Source organism: Microbispora oryzae (genome assembly GCF_017896165.1).
Lineage (GTDB): Bacteria > Actinomycetota > Actinomycetes > Streptosporangiales > Streptosporangiaceae > Microbispora > Microbispora oryzae.
In genome coordinates this window covers 20,040-38,386 of sequence record NZ_JAFCNB010000022.1, presented here as the reverse complement: position 1 = coordinate 38,386, position 18,347 = coordinate 20,040, and the positions used below count along the sequence as shown (strand labels likewise).

Here is an 18,347-nt window from a genome sequence, read left to right as displayed (position 1 = left end):
TCCGGGCGGGTCGTCAGAGAGCCGCCACGATCTCCTCGACCCGCTGCCTGGCGTCGCCGAAGAGCATCCGGCTGTTGGGCCGGAAGAACAGCGGGTTCTGCACCCCGGCGTATCCGGTGGCCATCGACCGTTTGAAGACGACCACGTTCTCCGCCTCCCACACGTGCAGGACGGGCATGCCGGCGATGGGGCTGGCCGGATCCTCGATGGCCGCCGGGTTGACGGTGTCGTTGGCGCCGATGACGAGGACCACCGACGTCCCGGGGAAGTCGTCGTTGATCTCGTCCAGCTCCAGGACGATGTCGTACGGCACCCTCGCCTCGGCGAGCAGCACGTTCATGTGGCCCGGCAGGCGCCCGGCGACGGGGTGGATGCCGAAGCGGACCTCGACCCCGCGATCGCGCAGCCTGCGGGTGAGCTCGGCCACCGGATACTGAGCCTGGGCGACCGCCATGCCGTAGCCGGGGGCGATGATCACCGACTTGGCGTCCTTCAGCAGGTCGGCGGTCTCGGCGGCGGTGATCTCCTGGTGTTCCCCGTAGTCGGCGTCGCCGGACGAGGCCGCCTCGATGCCGAACCCACCGGCGATGACGGAGATGAACGAGCGGTTCATCGCCCGGCACATGACGTACGACAGGTAGGCGCCGGACGAGCCGACGAGCGCGCCGGTGACGATCAGCAGGTTGTTGTCGAGCAGGAAGCCGGACGCGGCGGCCGCCCACCCCGAGTAGCTGTTGAGCATCGAGACGACGACCGGCATGTCGCCGCCGCCGATCGACGCGACCAGGTGCCAGCCGAGCAGCAGCGCCACGGCGGTCAGCGCGACGAGCAGCCCGAGGCTCGGGGAGGCGACGAAGAAGACGGTCAGGACGGCGAACGCGGTGAGCGCGCCGACGTTCAGCTGGTTCTTGCCGGGCAGCGTCATGGGCCTGGAGTCGATCCGGGCCGCCAGCTTGAGGAACGCGACGACCGAACCGGTGAAGGTGAGCGCCCCGATGAAAACACCGATGGACACCTCGGCGTGGTGGATGCCCAGCAGCGAGCCGGTGACGTCCGCCCGCGCCCCGCCGTCCGCCTCGACCTCCAGGAAGCCGTTCCAGCCGACCAGCACGGCGGCGAGCCCGACGAAGCTGTGCAGGACGGCGATCAGTTCCGGCATGGCGGTCATCTCGACGATCCGGGCCCGCCAGAGCCCGATCGCGGCGCCGATCGCCATGGCCGCCGCGAGCAGGACGACCGCGAGGACGTCGCCGCCGTCCGCGGCGAGGGCGACCGTGGCGGCGAGCGCGATGACCATGCCGGAGATCCCGAGCACGACGCCCGAGCGCGCGCTCTCGTGCTTGGACAGACCGGCGAGGCTCAGGATGAACAGCAGTGCGGCGACGATGTAGGCGGCCTGCGCGGCCGTGGAGAGGGTCACGTCAGCTCCTGGAGAACATGCCGAGCATGCGCCGGGTCACGGCGAAGCCGCCGAATATGTTGACGCTCGCCAGCAGGATCGCGACGAACGACAGGGCGGTGACGATCGTGTTCGCCTGCCCGATCTGCAGCAGCGCGCCGACGACGATGATCCCGGAGATGGCGTTGGTGATCGACATCAGCGGCGTGTGAAGCGCGTGGTGCACGTTCCCGATGACGTAGTAGCCGATCACGATCGACAGGACGAAGACCGTCACGTGCTCGATCAGCGCGTTCGGGGAGAAGGCGGTCAGCAGGAAGAGCGCGGCGGCGGCCACGGCGGTGATCACGTGGCGGCGGCGGCCCGGCGGGGGCGGCGCCGGGATGGGCGCGGGGCGCGGGGCCGGAGGCGCGGCCGGGGGCTTCGCGCTCACCGGTACGGGCGGTGGCGGCCAGGTCTTCTCCCCGTCGCGCACCACGGTCATCGCCCGCTGCACGGCGTCGTCGAAGTCGAGTACGAGCCGTCCGTCCCGCCCCGGGGTCAGCAGCCGCATCAGGTTGACCAGGTTGGTGCCGTAGAGCTGCGAGGCCTGGGCCGGGAGCCGGGCGGCGAGGTCGGTGTAGCCGATGATGGTCACGCCGTTCTCGGTGACGACCGCCTCGCCCGCGCGGGTGCCGGCGACGTTGCCGCCCTGCGCGGCGGCCATGTCGACGATGACGCTGCCCGGCCGCATGCGCGCGACGTGTTCGGCGGTGAGCAGCCTGGGCGCGGGGCGTCCGGGGATCAGCGCGGTGGTGATGACGATGTCCACGTCGGCGGCCTGCTCGGCGTAGAGAGCGGCGGCCCGCCGGTCGTAGTCGTCACCGGTCTCCCTGGCGTACCCGTCGGCGCTCGCCTCCTGCGTGACGCCCACGTCGAGGAACTCGGCGCCCAGCGAGCGCACCTGCTCGGCGACCTCCGGACGCGGGTCGGTGGCCCGCACGACCGCGCCCAGGCTGGCGGCCGTGGCGATCGCGGCGAGCCCGGCCACGCCCGCGCCCGCCACCAGGACCGTGGCCGGCGGCACCTTCCCCGCGGCGGTCACCTGGCCGGTGAAGACCCGCCCGAAGGCGTGCGCCGCCTCGATGACGGCGCGGTAACCGGCGATGTTCGCCATCGAGCTCAGCACGTCCAGCGACTGCGCGCGGGAGATGCGCGGCACGGCGTCCGTCGCCAGCACGGTGAGCGGCCGTGCCGCGAGCGCGTCCAGCAGCGCGGCGCCGGTCGCCGGGCCGATCAGCGACACAAGCGTGGCGCCGTCGCGCAACGCCGCGATCTCCTCCGTCGCCGGCGCGCTCACCTTGAGCACGACGTCGGCGCCCCACGCCTCCTCCCGCCGGCCGGTCCGCGCCCCGGCCTGGACGTACGCCTCGTCGGTGAAGCTCGCCCGCCTGCCCGCGCCGGCCTGCACGATCACCTCGTAGCCGAGCGAGACCAGTTGCCGCACGGTGGCGGGGGTGGCGGCCACCCGGGTCTCGCCCGGCGCCGATTCGGCGACCACGCCGAGGCGCTGGGGTGAGTGACTCATCGCGATTCCTTTCTCAGCCAGGTCGCCGGGGTCGTGGAGTGCTCGGCCCCGCGCCGCCGCCCGCTTGTGGTGGGCGGCGGTGGACGTGACGGTGTTCGGGGGATCGGGTCCGACCGCCGGCGCCTTCTCTCACGCACAGCGGCGGGGAGATCATCGATGGCCACCAAACGGGACGGGCGATGCGATCAAACGCCGTGTATGGGAAATTCTCCCGAATTTCCATATTAGGGAGCAAGAGTGGTGGGGTTGGCCGCCCGGGTCGGAGGGTGTCCAGGGGTGGCGCTGAAACTTTCACCTCGACGGGCCGGGCTCGTCCGGGGGCCTTTCGCATCGGCGGCCGCACGTTTCCCGGAGTGCGAAAGTATGAGTACGACTTATATCTGCTGGGCGCAGTGTGGCCTGGCATGGCGTATGTACGGGTGAATACCGCATCGGCCCGCCGGAAGGGGCGGTTCGGGCGGACAGCCTGGGGTGAAGGAGGCGAGCCGCACGGCGGTCGGTCGGCGGGCGGCGTGGTCATGAGCCGGGTGTGTCTGAAACTTATGCCTTGACGGGCTCCCGGTTTCCACAGGTAATTAGCACTTAATGCCCGGGGCCGACCTCGCTCGGGGGAGGTCGGCCACGTCGGCTTCTCCTGCGAGGTGGGCGTGACCTGACCACACTCCCAACCCCGTAAGGAAAAACTGTGCTCATTTCGTCTCGTGTGGCGACCAGACCGGTTCTCGCCGGTCTGGTCGCCACTGTCTTAGCCGCGGCCGGTGCGGTCGCCTCGGTGGTTCCGGCTTTCGCCGCCACCACTACGTTGTACGCGTCCCCGTGGGGTTCCGGTTCGGCGTGTTCGTCGGCGCAGCCGTGTTCGCTGGACGGGGCGCAGGCGGCGGTGCGGTCGCGGAACGGGTCGATGTCGGGGGACATCGTCGTGGAGCTGGCCGACGGTGTGTATCGGCGTACCGCCCCCTTGGTCTTCACCGCGGCCGACTCGGGCGGCAACGGTTACCGGGTCGTGTGGCAGGCCGCGCCGCAGGCGCATCCAACGATCAGCGGGGCCAAGGCGGTCACCGGATGGACGGTGGCCGACTCCGGCAAGAACATCTGGAAGGCCTCGGTCGGGGCCGGGATCGACACCCGCCAGCTGTACGTCGACGGGGTGGAGGCGGTGCGGGCCCGCACGGCGGTGAACCGGTCGGACTTCACGGCGAGCAACACCGGGCTGAGCTTCTCCAGCGGCGCGCTCGGCTATCTGAACAACCTGGCCAATCAGGGGCGGGTGGAGCTGCACGGGATCGGGTCGTTCACCGACCGGTACGTGCCGGTGCAGAGCATCGGCGGCAACGTCATCACGATGAAGCAGCCGGCCTGGAACAACAACATCTTCGGGTACGACACGATCATCAATCCCTACCGTCAGGGGCCGATGTATCTGGAGAACGCCTATGAGTTCCTGAACGCGGCGGGGGAGTGGTACCTGAACACCGGCACGGGGACGCTGTACTACATCCCGTTGCCGGGGCAGAGCATGAACACCGCCGACGTCGAATTCCCGCTGGTCCAGTCGCTGGTGCAGATCGGCGGGACGTACGCGGCGCCGGTGCATCACCTGACCTTCTCGGGCATCACGTTCTCGGGGACGAGCTGGCTGGGGCCGAGTAGCAACCAGGGGTACGCCGACCAGCAGACCGGGGCCTACATCTCCGGCAACTGGGGGTGGCCGGGCAATCCGCTGTCGTCGTGTCAGTACGGGTGCACGCAGTTCGAGTCGGTGCGGCCGCACTGGAACCAGATGCCGGGCGCGGTCCAGGTGTCGGCGGCCAACAACGTCGACTTCATCCGGAACCGCTTCCTGAACCTGGGGCAGACGGCGCTGGGGATCGGCAACGACGCCAACGCGCACGCCTCGGGGGTGGGACTGGGCACCGGTTCCATCACGGTGACCGGCAACGTGTTCGCCTACAGCGCGGCGGGCGGAGTGGTGGCCGGTGGCGTGCAGGCCGACGCGCACCATCCGAGCGATTCGCGGATGGTGAACCGGGATCTGGTGTTCAGCAACAACCTGGTGCATGACATGGGGCTGGACTACCGGGGGATCACCTCGTTCCTGCCGACGTACGTGACGAACGCGACGATCTCGCACAACGAGATCTACAACATGCCGTATCTGGGAGTGGCGTACGGATACGGATGGGGATCCAACGACGCGGGGGGCAGCCCGGACTACACCAACCGCGGGTTGTACAACTACCAGCCGCGGTATTCGACCGCGACGACGGCGTCGAACAACAAGATCACTGACAACTATGTGCATGACGTGATGCAGCAGATGAACGACGGGGCGTGCATCTACACGTTGTCGGCGAATCCCGGCGGGACGATCAGCGGGAACTACTGCCTCCGCGCCTCGACGGGTCAGTTCGGGTTGTATTTCGACGAGGGGTCGCGATACACGGCGGCGTCGAACAACGTGTTCGACGGGAGCTGGTGGATGTTCGCGCACGCCAACACCCAGGGGGGCAACAACACCGGGACGTTGACCCTGACCAATAACTGGACGACCAACACCGGCACCGACCTGGTCAACGGCTCGCGCGGCAACACCGTGTCGGGCAACGTCGGGGTCACCAACGGCAACTGGCCCTCCGGGGCCCGGTCGGTGATGGCCTCGGCCGGTCTCCAGGCGGCCTACCAGGACATCAAGAATCCAGTCCCGCCGTCGAGCCCGTCTCCCAGCCCGTCCGCGTCGCCCTCGCCTTCGCCCTCCGCGTCGCCGAGTGCGTCGCCGAGTGCGTCGCCGAGTCCTTCTCCCAGTCCGTCTTCGAGCCCGTCACCGAGTCCGTCTTCGAGCCCGTCGACCACCCCGTCACCCGGCGGAAGCGGCTGCACCGCCGCCTACCGGGTCGTCAACGAGTGGCCGGGCGGGTTCCAGGGCGAGGTCACGGTGACGAACACCGGTAGCGCGGCGACCACCTCGTGGAGCGTGGGCTGGACGTTCCCCAACGGTCAGACCGTGACCCAGCTGTGGAACGGCACCCTGGCCCAGAACGGCTCCGCGGTCACCGTGGGCAACGTCTCCTACAACGGCGCCCTCGGCGCGGGAGCCTCGGCCACGTTCGGCTTCACCGGCGCCTGGAACGGGAGCAACGGCGCTCCGTCGCCGATCACCTGCGGCGCCTCCTGACCGGTGACCCGCGCGATGTCCTGACGGGCCGGGCGGGGGCGGTGCCGCCCCCGCCCGGCCCTCACGCGCACGGCAGGTCCCCGGCCCGGTCCTCGTCGATCAACGCGTTCCCGGCAGGGGGTACGCCGGCGCCGGGACGTCCGCGACGGGCACCCCGCCCCGGACGTTCGCGTAGGAGAACAGGCTGATCGGGCCGAGGCCGGCGGGCGTCCGGTCCTTCACGGTCACCGACAGGGCCAGCGTGTTGGCGCCGTGCTCGTGCAGCAGCCCGGCGGGCAGGACGAACTCCTTCTGGGGGCCGATGTCGCCGCCGTACTGACCGACGTTCCAGCCGTTGAGGTAGACGACCACCCGGCAGCCGGCCGGGACGTCGCCGCCGAAGCGCAGGCCGGTGGACACGTCCTGGCCCTTGGGGAGGTCGAGCCGGAAGTCCGTGCGATACCAGGTCACGCCGGGCGCGAGCGGGCGGCCGGCCGGTGAGGGGACGCCGGTCCACGAGCGGTCGGGGTAGCCGGGCAGGTGCCAGCCGGAGCGCTCGCCGTACTGACCGCCGGTGTTGAGCGGTCCGCGGACGGGGTCGGGGAGGTCCTCGCCGCCCCGTGCTCCCTGGATCTTCCAGGCGATCGGCGCCGTGGACCCCTCGACGGCGGCCGCCACCAGGCCGCGCGGCTGCTTGAAGCGGTTGTCGTCGGCCGTCCAGTCGTCGTTGTGTCCCATGTTCTGCACGAGGACGGCGAGCGTGGCGGTGTGTCCCGGCTTCAGCAGGCCCGCGGGCACGGTGAAGCGCCCAGGCCCGGGAGCGGGGTTCGCCGTGTCGGAGTCGGCCTGGACGCCGCCCGCGGCCGTGCCCAGATAGTGTCCGTCGAGCCAGACGAGGTACTGCCCGCGCCTGCCGGTGATCGTGTTGAGCGTGACGGCGGTCTCCGCGCCGGTCGCGGTGAAGCGGCCCCGATACCAGACGTCGCCGTAGTGGAAGCCGTAATCGTCGGCGTAAAGCACCGGGCCGGACGCCGGCTTCATCGGGCTCTCGGTGGTGGCCCTGTCCGCCGTGCGCCAGGACGAGTCGTCGAAGCCGGGCGCGGTCTCCGGCGCCCCGTCGTGGGTGCGCCACCCGGTGAGCGTGGGCAGGCGCGCCTCGCGGGGCCCCGGCGCCCGGCCGAGCAGCGACCCGCTCGGCGTGCGGGTGACGGGCACGTCGGCGTCGCCGGCCCGCAGGCGGGCGGCGCCGGGATCGGCGAACACCTCCACCTCGCCGGGCGCCGCGGTGTCGGCGTCGAGCCGCACGGTGCCCCGGTCGAGATCGGCCGATCGGACGAGCGAGGTGCCGCGCACCAGGATCGGCGCGGCGGCGGTGCCGGCCCGCCAGAACGTCGCGGCGGTCTCGTCGGTGCCCAGCAGGAGCAGCAGCGGCCGCCGCCCGCCGCCCGACACCAGCACGCGGGCGAGCCCTTCGTGCCGGTAGTCCAGGCGCAGGTCGCCGTCCGGCGAGTAGGCGTACCGCACGTCGCCCGCGAGGACGCGCACGTCGGGCCGGGTGGAGTAGCGCAGGATCGTCGCGCCGGGGGAGCCCGCCGTGCCGTACAGCACCGCGACGTCCCGGCCGCCGATCGAGGCGTGCGTCATGATCTCTGAGCTGGACGCGGCGAGGCGCTGGCCGCCCAGGTCGTAGCCGCCGACCAGGACGTGCGCGTCCCGCCCCTTGACCTGCACGGGCAGCGAGTAGGTGCCGTCCGGGACGGTCCACGTCAGCGTGGCGGAGTCGGTGGTCGTGGCGGTGCCGTCGGCGTGCCGGATCAGCGCGAACCGCGTGCCGGTGTCCGGGTTGGCCCGGGCGACGACCCCGATGGCGGGATTGTCGGCGGCCACGGCCGCCGCGGGGCCGGTGACGAGGTCGGTCTTCGCGAGTGGGGCGACGGCCTGCAGGAAGTAGCCCTGCCGCTTGAACTCGTCGTACTTGCGCGTGAGCTGCCGGGCCTCGGTGATCGCCGCGCCGTAGTCGTACGACGTGTAGACGTCGTTGGGCTGGGCCAGCCAGCCCCAGTTGGTGCCGCCGAAGCCCATGTAGTAGTTGAAGGCCGTCGCGCCGGTCACCATGAGGTTGGACTTGTAGAAGTACTTCATGTAGGCCGGGCCGGTCAGGTCGCGGCATCCGTCGTAGCCCGTGTTGTTCCCGTCGATGGCGCCGGCCTGGTACTCCGCGGCGAACACCGGGATGTCGTCGCGCAGCCTCTCCGTCGTGCCCTCGCCCCAGGGGCCCCAGACCGTATCGGCGTTCGCGCAGTCGAAGGACTGCGGGTAGTCGTCCACGCCGGGGAGCTGCACGGCGCCCGGTCCCTCGGCCCAGGTGGAGGTCCAGCTCGCGGCGTCGCAGCAGTCGTTGGTCGTGATCGGCACGTCGATGCCGTCCGCCCGCGCCCGGTCCTGGACGTCCTGCATGTAGGCGGCGTCGGTGTTGGCGGCGTACTCGTTCTCCGCGTTGTAGAGCACGACCGATCCGCCGCGGCTCAGCTGGTGCCTCGCGATGATCGGATTGATGTGGCGGAGCCAGTCACGGTACGCCTCGGTGAACCCGGCGTCGCTGCTGCGGGCCCGGCCGGGCACGTTCTTCAGCCACGCCGGGAAGCCGCCGCCGGTTGTCTCGGCGTTGATGTACGGCCCCGGGCGGGCGATGACGTACAGGCCCGCCCGCTCGGCCGTGCGCAGGAACCGGTCGACGTCGCGCACCCCGGTGAAGTCGTACACCCCCGGCTTGGGGGAGTGGTAGGCCCAGTCGAAGTACACCGAGATCGCGTTGAACCCGCCGGCTCTGATCTTGTCCATGATGTCGGGCCACAGCCCCGGGCTGGGCAGGCGGAAGTAGTGGACCTCGGCCGCCTGCACGACGAGTCGCCGGCCGCCGATCATCAGGGAGTGATGGTCGTACGTCACGCCGGACCCGGTCGCAGAGCCCTTGGGGGGCCCGGCCGTGCGGCCCTCGGCGGGACCGGCGAAGGCCGGGGACAGCAGGACGAGCGATGCCGCGAGCACCGCCAGAGCCTTGAGCTTCATGCGGGCCTTCCGATCCTTGGGGGACGAGTTCCGCTCGCGATCTTTGGTGGTTAGTTTGACCAGCCACCAAACAAAAATCAAGACGAGGCCTGACCGGTCCGGAGGTCGGGACGCGGCCCGCGCGTGGTTTCCGGTGGGCCCGCGAGGGCACGCAGACCAGGTGGAAGGGGGGTACGCCAGGCGAGCCGGCCACCGCCCGCGCCGGGGCGCGGCGGCGGGGCCGTGGCGGCGGCTGTGGGGCCGGTTGTGGGGACGCCTGTGGGGCCGGTTGACGGCTGTGCTGGGCGGGCGGGCCCGGACCCGGGTGATCGTCATCCTCGCCTGCGTGCTCGCTCTCGACTCCGCCGACAAGGGGACGGTCGGAGCGCTCGCTCCGGAGCTCCGGCGGGATCTCGGCATCACCGAGACCCAGGTGGGGGCGCTGGTCGCCGTCTCGTCGCTGTCCGGAGCGGTGGCCGCGCTCTTCGTCGGCCTGCTCACCGACCGGGTGCACCGGGTGCGGCTGCTGACCGCCGGCATCACCCTGTGGGCCCTGGCGATGAGCCTGGGCGCCCTGGCGGGGTCGTTCCCGGCGCTGTTGCTCTCCCGGGTGCTGCTGGGCGCGGTGACCGCGACCGCCGGGCCCGTCCTGGCCTCACTCGTCGGCGACTACTTCCCCGTCGCCGAGCGCGGACGGATCTACGGGTTCATCCTCGCCGGGGAGATGCTCGGCGCGGGTTTCGGCCTGATCGTCGTCGGCGACCTCGGCTATCTGATGTCGTGGCGGTTCTCCTTCTGGATCCTCGCCCTGCTCGCGATCGGCCTGACGTGGGCGGTCGGGCGCGGGCTCGCCGAGCCCGCCCGAGGCGGCGCGAGCCGTATGGAACCCGAGTCTCGACTGCTCCGGCCGCGAACGGGCGGAGCGGAAGCTGGCGGAGCGGAACCGGGCGGCCCACGACCGGGCGACCTGGCGCGGCGATCGATCCGGCGGCGGGGGATCGCGCCCGAGCCATCACTGGTCCTGCGCGAGGATCCCGCGCGCATGCCGATGTGGCGTGCGGTGATCTACACGCTCCGGATCCCGACGAACCGCGTGATGATCATCGCCTCCGCCGTCGGCTACTTCTTCTTCGCGGGGCTGCGCACCTTCGCCGTCGAGTTCATCGGCGGGCACTACGGCTTGAACAAGGTGGCGGTGAGCGGACTGGTCCCGATCGTGGGCGTCGGCGCTCTCCTCGGCGTGCTGAGCGGAGGGCGCCTGGCCGACCGGCTCATGCGGCGCGGGCATCCCGCCGCGCGTGTCGTCGTGCCCGCGGCCGCCTACGTCGCCGCGACGGCGCTGTTCCTGCCCGCGATGACGACCACCTCGCTGGCGGCGGCGATCCCCCTCTACACGGCCGCGGCGTTCGCGCTCGCGGCGGCCAACCCGCCGCTGGACGCGGCGCGCCTCGACGTGATGCATTTCCTGCTCTGGGGGCGCGCGGAGAGCGCGCGCACCACCGTCCGGATGGCCGCGGAGGCGGGCGCGCCCGTGGCGTTCGGCTTCGTCGCCGACATGTTCAGCGGTGTCGCGGGGCAGGCCGGCGGCCTCGAATACGCCTTCCTCATCATGCTGGCGCCGCTGGGGGCCAACGGGGTGATCCTGCTCCGGGCCCGGCGCACCTACGCGCGCGACGTCGCGACCGCCGTCGCGTCGGAGGAGCGCGCCCGCTAGCGGGGCCGGCGCGAGCTGAAAGTTTCACCCCCCGATTGGGCGATCCGCCAGACGTCGGGTCAATTTTTGACGAGCGTCGAGTAAGAGCCGGATGATCCGGGCCCGAGAGGTCAGGCATTTCATGCCGTAAAGCGACCCATAAATCGACAAGGAGGAACGCCGTAGTGCGACGACGTGTGAGTGACCCCCCGGCCCCCCGTGCCGCCGGAGGGCTCCGATCAGGATCCGTGCCACGGGGCCGGCTGATCAGGCGTGCGATGGCCGCGGCGGCGGTCGTCCTCGGGCTGATCTCGGCGACCGTGGCCACCCGGCCCGCTGCCGCCGCGGACAACCCCTACCAGCGTGGTCCGAACCCGACCCTGGCCAGCGTGGCGGCCACGAGGGGAACCTTCGCCACCGCCCAGATCAACGTGCCGGGCGGGAACGGCTTCGGCAGCGGGGTCATCTACTATCCGACCGACACCAGCCAGGGCACCTTCGGCGGGGTCGCGATCGTGCCCGGCTACTCCGCCCTGTTCGCCAACGAAGAGGCGTGGATGGGGCCGTGGCTCGCGTCCTTCGGCTTCGTCGTGATCGGGATCGAGACCAACAGCCGCACCGACAGCGCGGACGCCCGGGGCACCCAGCTGCTCGCCGCGCTCGACTACCTCACCCAGCGCAGCTCCGTACGCGACCGGGTCGACCCCAGCCGCCTGTCGGTGGTCGGCCACTCCGCGGGCGGCGCCGGCGTGCTCAGCGCGGTGATCCGGCGGCCCTCGCTGAAGGCCGCGGTCGGGCTCGCGCCCGGCTCGCCCGTGGGCAACTACGAACTGTCCGCCGACAAGGTGCCCCTGATGTTCATCTCCGGGCAGAAGGACACGACGGTCACCCAGTCCTACCTCAACGGGCTGTACACCACCATCCCGGCCTCGACCCCGAGCGCGTGGGTGGAGATAACGGGCGTCGACCACCTGTTCGCGACGCGGGCCAACACGACCGAGATGCGCGTGCTGATCCCGTGGCTGAAGATCTTCCTCGACAACGACACCCGTTACACCCAGTTCCTGTGCCCGCTGGCCGACTCGTCGGGCATCTCGATGTACCGCAACAAGTGCCCGTACGTGCCGCCGGGCGGGTCGTCGCCCTCTCCGTCGGCCACCCCGTCGCCGTCGGTGTCGCCCAGCGCGTCGCCGTCGGCGTCCCCGTCCGCGTCTCCGTCCGTGTCCCCGTCGGCGTCGCCCAGCGTGTCGCCCTCGGCCTCGCCGTCGGCCAGCCCCTCGTCCCAGCCCTCGGGCGCCTGCACCGCGAGCTACAAGACCGTGAACTCGTGGCCCGGCGGCTACCAGGGCGAGGTCACCGTGACGGCGGGCAGTGCGGCGATCAACGGATGGACCGTGAGATGGACGCTGGGCAGCGGCCAGTCCGTCAGCCAGGTCTGGAACGGCACGCTGACAACGAGCGGTTCCACGGTGACGGTGAAGAACGTCTCGTACAACGGCTCGCTGCCGGCGGCCGGATCGGCCACGTTCGGATTCCTCGCCAACGGCACGGCGTCGACCCCCGCCGTCACGTGCACCAGCCCGTGACGACGACCGGCACGCGATAGCGGCTCACCGGCCGATCACCACCGGGAAGCGGCGGACCCTCCGGAACCGGACGCCGGGCACGGCACTCCGGCTCCCGGGTCCGCCGCGACCCACGCCTTTGGCGGGTCGCGCGCTGACGTGGTGAAAGTTGCAGGGCCCGCGGCGCGTAGCGAGTGCTCACGCGGGAGGAGGGGGCGCCGATCCTTGACCGGCGGACCGGCGCCGAGAACGATCACGCGCGGACATCCGCCCCTTTACCCTGATTGGCGCCCCTGTATGAGCACGAGCAGGTTACGCACCGCCACCGTGAGCGCCGCCCTCCTGCTGGGCGTCGGAGCCGTGGCCCCCATGAGCGTTCCCGTCGCGAACGCCGCAACCACATCGGCCACCACATCGGCGGGCACATCGGCCGCCGAGTCGCCCGCCACCGTCACCGTCAACACCCGAGCCGCGCTCGCCACCGTCCCCGACACCGGCGTCGGCGCCAACCACGCCGTCTGGGACTCCCAGCTCGGCACGGACACCGTGGCCGACCTGCTCAAGGACGCCGGAGTGCGGATGATGCGCTACCCCGGCGGTTCGTACTCCGACATCTACCACTGGAAGGACAACACCGCGCCCGGCGGATACGTCGCCCCGGGCACCGACTTCGACACCTTCATGGGCGGAGTCAGGCGCGCGGGCGCGCAGCCCATCATCATCGCCAACTACGGCACCGGCACCGCCCAGGAAGCCGCCGACTGGGTCAAATACGCCAACGTCACCAAGGGCTACGGCGTGAAGTACTGGGAGATCGGCAACGAGCTGTACGGCAACGGCCACTACGGCGCCAACTGGGAGGCCGACGACCACGTCGACAAGGGCCCGGCCGAGTACGCGAGGAACGTCGTCGCCTACGCCGACGCCATGAAGGCCGTCGACCCCACCGTGAAGATCGGCGCGGTCCTCACCGCCCCCGCCAACTGGCCCGACGCGCTCGTCGGCAGCGGCGACCAGGGCAACTGGAACCAGGTCGTCCTGGCGGCCGCCGCCTCGAAGATCGACTTTGTGATCCTGCACTGGTACCCCAGCGCGACGTCCCCGGCCGAGGTGCTGACCAGGCCCGGCCAGATCGACGACATGATCTACCTGGTCCGCCGGCAGATCGCCGCGTACGCCGGCAGCCGCGCCGCCGACATCGGCATCGCGATGACCGAGACCAACAGCGGCCTCGGCACCACCACCCAGCCCGGCGCGCTGTTCGCCGCCGACGCGTACACGACCCTCCTGGAGAACGGCGTCTTCAACGTCGACTGGTGGGACGTCCACAACGGTCCCGGCACCGTCTCCACCATCGCCGGGCAGACCGACTACGGCGACTGGGGCATGCTGTCCAGCGGCACCTGCGCCGCCAGCGGCGAGTGCGAGCCGGCCCTGAACACCCCGTTCGCGCCCTACCACGGGATCAAGATGGTCAGCACCTTCGCCCGCCCGGGCGACCAGCTGGTCCGCGCAGCCAGCAGCGAGCCCCTGGTCAGCGCCCATGCGGCACGGCGCCCCAACGGCGACCTGGCGGTGCTCCTGGTCAACCGCGACCCCGACAACCCCCACCCGGTCACCCTCGACTACTCCGGGTTCGCCCCCGCCTCCGGCGCGCCCACGGTGTACTCCTACACGAACGGCGCGGCCTCGGTGACCAGCGCGTCCACCGGGACCGCCACCGCCCAGACCCTGCCGCCGTACTCGCTGACCACGCTCGTCCTGCACCCGGCCGCCGCGACGACCGGCGCGCCCGGGATCCCCGGCGGGCTCTCCGCGAGCGCGGTGACGGACACCTCGGCGACGATCAACTGGACCGCCGCGGACCCCGGCGCGAAGCCCATCGTCAAGTACGAGGTCTACCGGCAGAACGGCGCCACCGGCGACCAGTTCGGCGAGACCCCGGGCACGTCGTTCACCGTCCACAACCTCATCCCGGGCACCCGCTACACCGTCAACATCGTCGCCCGTGACAGCGGCGGCGGCGTGAGCTGGGCCTCCCCGCCCCTGACGTTCACCACCGGCTCGCCCGCCCAGAGCACCTGCTCCGTGCGCTTCACCGACACCAACGACTGGGGCAACGGCTACATCGGCAGCGTCGACATCACCAACAACGGCTCCACGGCCATCGACGGCTGGACCCTCCGGTTCTCCTGGCCCACCGATCTGCAGACCGTCGGCAGCGGCTGGAACGGCACCTGGACCCAGACCGGCAGGTCCGTCACCGTCACCGGCCTCCCCGGGAGCAGGCTCGACCCCTCCGGCGGCACCACGAACGTGGGCTTCGTCGGCAACTACAGCGGGCCCAACATCCTGCCCGGGTCGTTCACCCTGAACGGGACGGTCTGCACCGTCCTGTGACCCGGTTCCGCTGAGTCATACCGCGAACGGCCGGCCGCCCCCGGGCGGCCGGCCTCCGCCGGTTCCTGAAACTCTCAGGCGCCCGGGGCCGTGACCTCGGCCCCAGGTTCATGATCGTTGACCCTCCGATCGGCCGAGCCGATAATCCCCGCGTGACCCCGCCCCACGCCGTACCCGAGCAGAGGTGAGCCGTCGATGACAGCGCGAAGGCCGTTGGTATGGGCGGCGGTGGCCGGTGCCGCCCTGGCCGCCGTCCTCATGGGACCGGCCGTGTCCCCCGCCCTCGGCCAGGGGACCGCCGCGACCCCTGCCCCAACCCCCGCGGCCCCGGCGACCCCCACCCGGGCGGCGACCCCGTCGGCGCCCGCGAGCACGGCGGGCACATCCGGCGCCGACACGTCCGCGCCGACCAAGCCGCCGTTCGTGAACATCTGCCCGCCGCCCGTCCCCGCGGGAAGCATCACGGCGTACGTCGGGCTCTGCTGGGCCGCGTCGACCGACGACGTGGGAGTGACGGGTTACGAGGTCTACCGGCTCGACGACGGCGGCTTCGTGCTCGCGGCGAGCCCGGCGGGCACCTCGACCGTGATGTCGAACGGCCTCGTCTACGGGCACGACTACACGTACTACATCGTGGCCAAGGACGCGGCGGGTAACGTCAGCGAGCCGTCCGTGCTGGTCACCACGACCGCCGTGACGGGCGCGCGGCCGACGGCGACGCCGAGCCCGACCGGGGACACCACGTCGCCGACCGCGCCCACCGGGCTGCGCCCCGACTGCGTGTACGACATCCCCGGCACCAGTTTCTGCTGGGACGCCTCGACCGACAACGTCGGCGTCACCGGCTACGACATCTACCGGCAGACCGCGACCGGCTACATCAAGGTGGGCAGCCGCAGCGCGAGCAGCACCTGGTTCTACGAGACGGGCCTGGTGACCGGCCGGTCCTACACCTACTTCGTGGTGGCCAGGGACGCCGCGGGCAACATCAGCCGGCCGTCCGGCCTGGTCACCGCGCTGGCGCGGCAGGGCTTCCCGACGTACAGCCCGTCTCCCACCCCCACCTCGTCGCCGAGTCCGTCCCCGAGCGTGTCGCCGAGCCCGTCGGCGAGCCCCGCCTCGGCCTGCGCGGTCACCTATTCGGCGACGTCGTGGAACACCGGGTTCACCGCGACGGTGACGATCACGAACATCGGCGGGGCGGCCATCGACGGCTGGACCCTGCGGTTCGCCTTCCCCGCTCCGGGCCAGAAGGTGACCAGCGGATGGTCGGCCACCTGGCTCCAGTCGGGTGCGGACGTCTCGGCGACCGCCCTGTCGTGGAACGCGCGGATCGCTCCGGGCGCGTCCGTCCAGATCGGTTTCAACGGCTCCCACACGGGTGTCAACCCCGCTCCCGGCGCCTTCACCCTGAACGGCGCCCGCTGCGCGGCGGTCTGACCGGGGAGGCCCGCTCACCGGACGGGTGACCCGGTCGTCACCCGTCCGGAGCAGGAAGACGACGCCGCCCGGCGGGATGCCGGGCGGCGTCGGGCGTCAGCGCGCGGACGCGGACGCCGGCAGGGACGTCACTGCTCGAACTGCCCGGGGCCGAGGATCCGCCACGGCTGGCCGGCCGGGTCGGAGATCGAACGGTAGGGGGCGGTGAAGCTCAGCACCTGCGAGGTGGAGCGCTTGATCGTCCACAGTGTGGGGGTGCCGCCGGAACGGTCCCAGGCGATTCCCTGGCCCTCCACGCCGGGCAGGGTCACGGTGGCGACCCACTCCAGGTCGGAGCCCGCGGCCGGGAGCTTCATGACGTAGGCCTCGCCGAGGTCGTGACCGGTGAGCCAGAGCCGGCCGTCCGGGCCCCACGACCCCCCGGAGTTGCTCATCGGCTTGAACCGGTCGAGGATCGTCTTGGGAATCGTCCACGACTCGACCACCCGGAAGTCGTCGTCCATCTTGACGACCTGGGTGTTGTACGTCTCGCCGTACGGCTTGGTCTGGCCGCTCTGCACCTTGTCATAGTTGGCGAACCCGGCCCACCAGGCGCCGTCGTGGCGGTCGAGCCAGGTCAGCGAACCGCGGTAGATGCCGAAGCTGTGGGTCTCGATGTGGCGCAGCGTCCGGGTGTCGTAGACCTCGATGGAGCTCTCCATCGGCCAGTCGCTGTAGTTGGAGTGCGCGGTGTAGAGCTTGTCGCCCACCACGGCCGCGCTGTCCATGTGGATGATCGGGCCGTCCTCGTCGCCCGCGAACTGCAGCAGCGGCCGGCCGGTCGCCTTGTCGTGCTTGGTGATGTGCTGGTTGTCCACCGCGTAGAAGTACTTCTTGTCGACGGCCACGGCCTGGTGCGCGTCGAAGGTGTCGTACGACCTGTCCAGGGTGGCGGTGAGCACCGGCGGCGTGGCGGTCGTGGCGGCGGCGCCGGTGGTGGCGCCGGTGGTCTCCGCGGTGGTCGCGGCGGGCGTGGGCTCGGCCGCCCGGGCGGGCAGGTGGCCCGCGCCCAAGGCGATGGTGCCGGCGGCGAGCGCGGCCGTCAGGGTGGCGGTCACGGTGGGACGAGAGAGCATGGTTTCCTCTGTCGGCGTCGGTCTTGGAGGCTGGGCGGCCGCGTCGCCCGCGACCGCGGGCGACGCGTCGATCAACCTGTGGAGACCTTGGTGGCCGCGACGGTCGGCCGTGGGAACTCCGCCCTACCGGTCCATGAACCGGTAGGGAAAAGTGATTAGATGCGCCGTCAGTGACCGTTCGCGGCCTTTGCCCGCCAAGGCGCCGGTTTCTACGCGGTGGCCTTCTCCAGGACGCCGCGCAGGCCGCTGGAGGTGAGCGTCGCGTCGTCGTCGACCTTCACGCCGTCGAGCAGGAGCGTGGGGGTGCCGTGGAAGTCGGGAGACGAGAAGGCCGTCTGCGTGCGCTGCCGCACCTGGGCGGCATGGCTCTGCGACGCCATGCAGGACAGCACGGCGGGGTCGGTGACGCCCGCCTTCGCGGCGAACCTCTTCAGGTCGTCCACGGTGAGGGCGACCCGCTCGTCCGGCTGCCTGGCGAACAACTCGTCGTGGTAGGCCATCCAGGAGACGGCGGGCACGCACTGCGCCGCGGCGGCGGCCCGCAGGGACCCCTGCGGGTTGACGAACGCGATCGGGTGGTAGACGACCTTGATCTTCCCCTCCGCGGCGAACCGCTTGATCTGCGCGCCGTTGATGCGCTCGAACTCCTTGCAGATGGGGCACTGGAAGTCCTCGTAGACGTCCAGCACCGGCTTCGTCGTCCCGGCCGTGGCCATGGTGACCGTCCCGTCCGCCTGCACGGTCACAGGGGCGAGGGCGCCGGCGTACGACGTGGCCGTGGTGCGGTTCATCTGGAAGAGCACCGTGGACACGGCGGCGATGACGACCACCAGGCCGACGGACGCGACCACGAGCCTGCGGCGGCGCTTCTCCCGCTGCGCCTGCCGGATCCGCTCCCGCCGCAGCCGCTCACGCTTCGATGTGCTCATCTTCGCTCCTGATCTTCGAAATGGGGGGTCGTGCGACGCG

The 18,347-nt window shown here is 71.3% G+C and carries 10 protein-coding genes; 5 read left to right on the top strand and 5 right to left on the bottom strand.

Annotation, left to right across the window (positions count from 1 at the left end; translation table 11 throughout):
* Positions 1–13 precede the first annotated feature (13 nt).
* Together pntB and JOL79_RS28375 are read right to left on the bottom strand one after the other, a co-directional pair.
* The gene (gene pntB / locus JOL79_RS28380) at positions 14–1,420 is read right to left on the bottom strand and encodes a Re/Si-specific NAD(P)(+) transhydrogenase subunit beta (protein WP_210158968.1); all 1,407 of its coding nucleotides are present in this window, start codon (positions 1,418–1,420) and stop codon (positions 14–16) included.
* Position 1,421: 1 nt separating this feature from the next.
* On the bottom strand, positions 1,422–2,966 hold the full coding sequence (locus tag JOL79_RS28375; protein ID WP_210158967.1) for a Re/Si-specific NAD(P)(+) transhydrogenase subunit alpha: 1,545 nt from the start codon (positions 2,964–2,966) through the stop codon (positions 1,422–1,424).
* Positions 2,967–3,651: 685 nt separating this feature from the next.
* On the opposite strand from JOL79_RS28375, the gene JOL79_RS35655 reads away from it, so the two are divergent.
* A complete protein-coding gene (locus JOL79_RS35655; protein WP_307848785.1) occupies positions 3,652–6,138 on the top strand; it encodes a cellulose binding domain-containing protein in 2,487 nt (828 codons plus the stop codon).
* A gap of 99 nt (positions 6,139–6,237) precedes the next feature.
* Here the strand turns inward: JOL79_RS35655 and JOL79_RS28365 are convergent, their stop codons facing one another.
* Positions 6,238–9,186, bottom strand: coding sequence for a beta-galactosidase (locus JOL79_RS28365; RefSeq protein ID WP_210158966.1), 2,949 nt, complete (start codon positions 9,184–9,186; stop codon positions 6,238–6,240).
* A gap of 160 nt (positions 9,187–9,346) precedes the next feature.
* On the opposite strand from JOL79_RS28365, the gene JOL79_RS28360 reads away from it, so the two are divergent.
* The 4 genes from JOL79_RS28360 to JOL79_RS28345 all read left to right on the top strand — a co-directional run bounded on the left by JOL79_RS28360 (position 9,347) and on the right by JOL79_RS28345 (position 16,263).
* Entirely contained in the window at positions 9,347–10,879 is a 1,533-nt protein-coding gene (locus JOL79_RS28360; RefSeq protein WP_210158965.1) for an MFS transporter, read from the top strand.
* Between the two features lie 227 nt (positions 10,880–11,106).
* Positions 11,107–12,444: a poly(ethylene terephthalate) hydrolase family protein gene (locus JOL79_RS34605; RefSeq protein ID WP_307848783.1), complete on the top strand. Its 1,338-nt coding sequence runs from the start codon at positions 11,107–11,109 to the stop codon at positions 12,442–12,444.
* Positions 12,445–12,750: 306 nt separating this feature from the next.
* Positions 12,751–14,823 (top strand): cellulose binding domain-containing protein, encoded by a 2,073-nt coding sequence (locus JOL79_RS28350; protein WP_307848782.1) that lies wholly within the window; start codon positions 12,751–12,753, stop codon positions 14,821–14,823.
* Between the two features lie 195 nt (positions 14,824–15,018).
* On the top strand, positions 15,019–16,263 hold the full coding sequence (locus JOL79_RS28345; RefSeq protein ID WP_210158964.1) for a cellulose binding domain-containing protein: 1,245 nt from the start codon (positions 15,019–15,021) through the stop codon (positions 16,261–16,263).
* 128 nt (positions 16,264–16,391) lie between these two features.
* Here JOL79_RS28345 and JOL79_RS28340 read toward each other — a convergent pair whose 3' ends face one another.
* Both JOL79_RS28340 and JOL79_RS28335 read right to left on the bottom strand, forming a co-directional pair.
* Complete coding sequence (locus JOL79_RS28340; protein ID WP_210158963.1) at positions 16,392–17,360, bottom strand: hypothetical protein; 969 nt, start codon at positions 17,358–17,360, stop codon at positions 16,392–16,394.
* Positions 17,361–17,587: 227 nt separating this feature from the next.
* A complete protein-coding gene (locus tag JOL79_RS28335) occupies positions 17,588–18,307 on the bottom strand; it encodes a DsbA family protein (RefSeq protein WP_210158962.1) in 720 nt (239 codons plus the stop codon).
* Between the last annotated feature and the right edge of the window lie 40 nt (positions 18,308–18,347).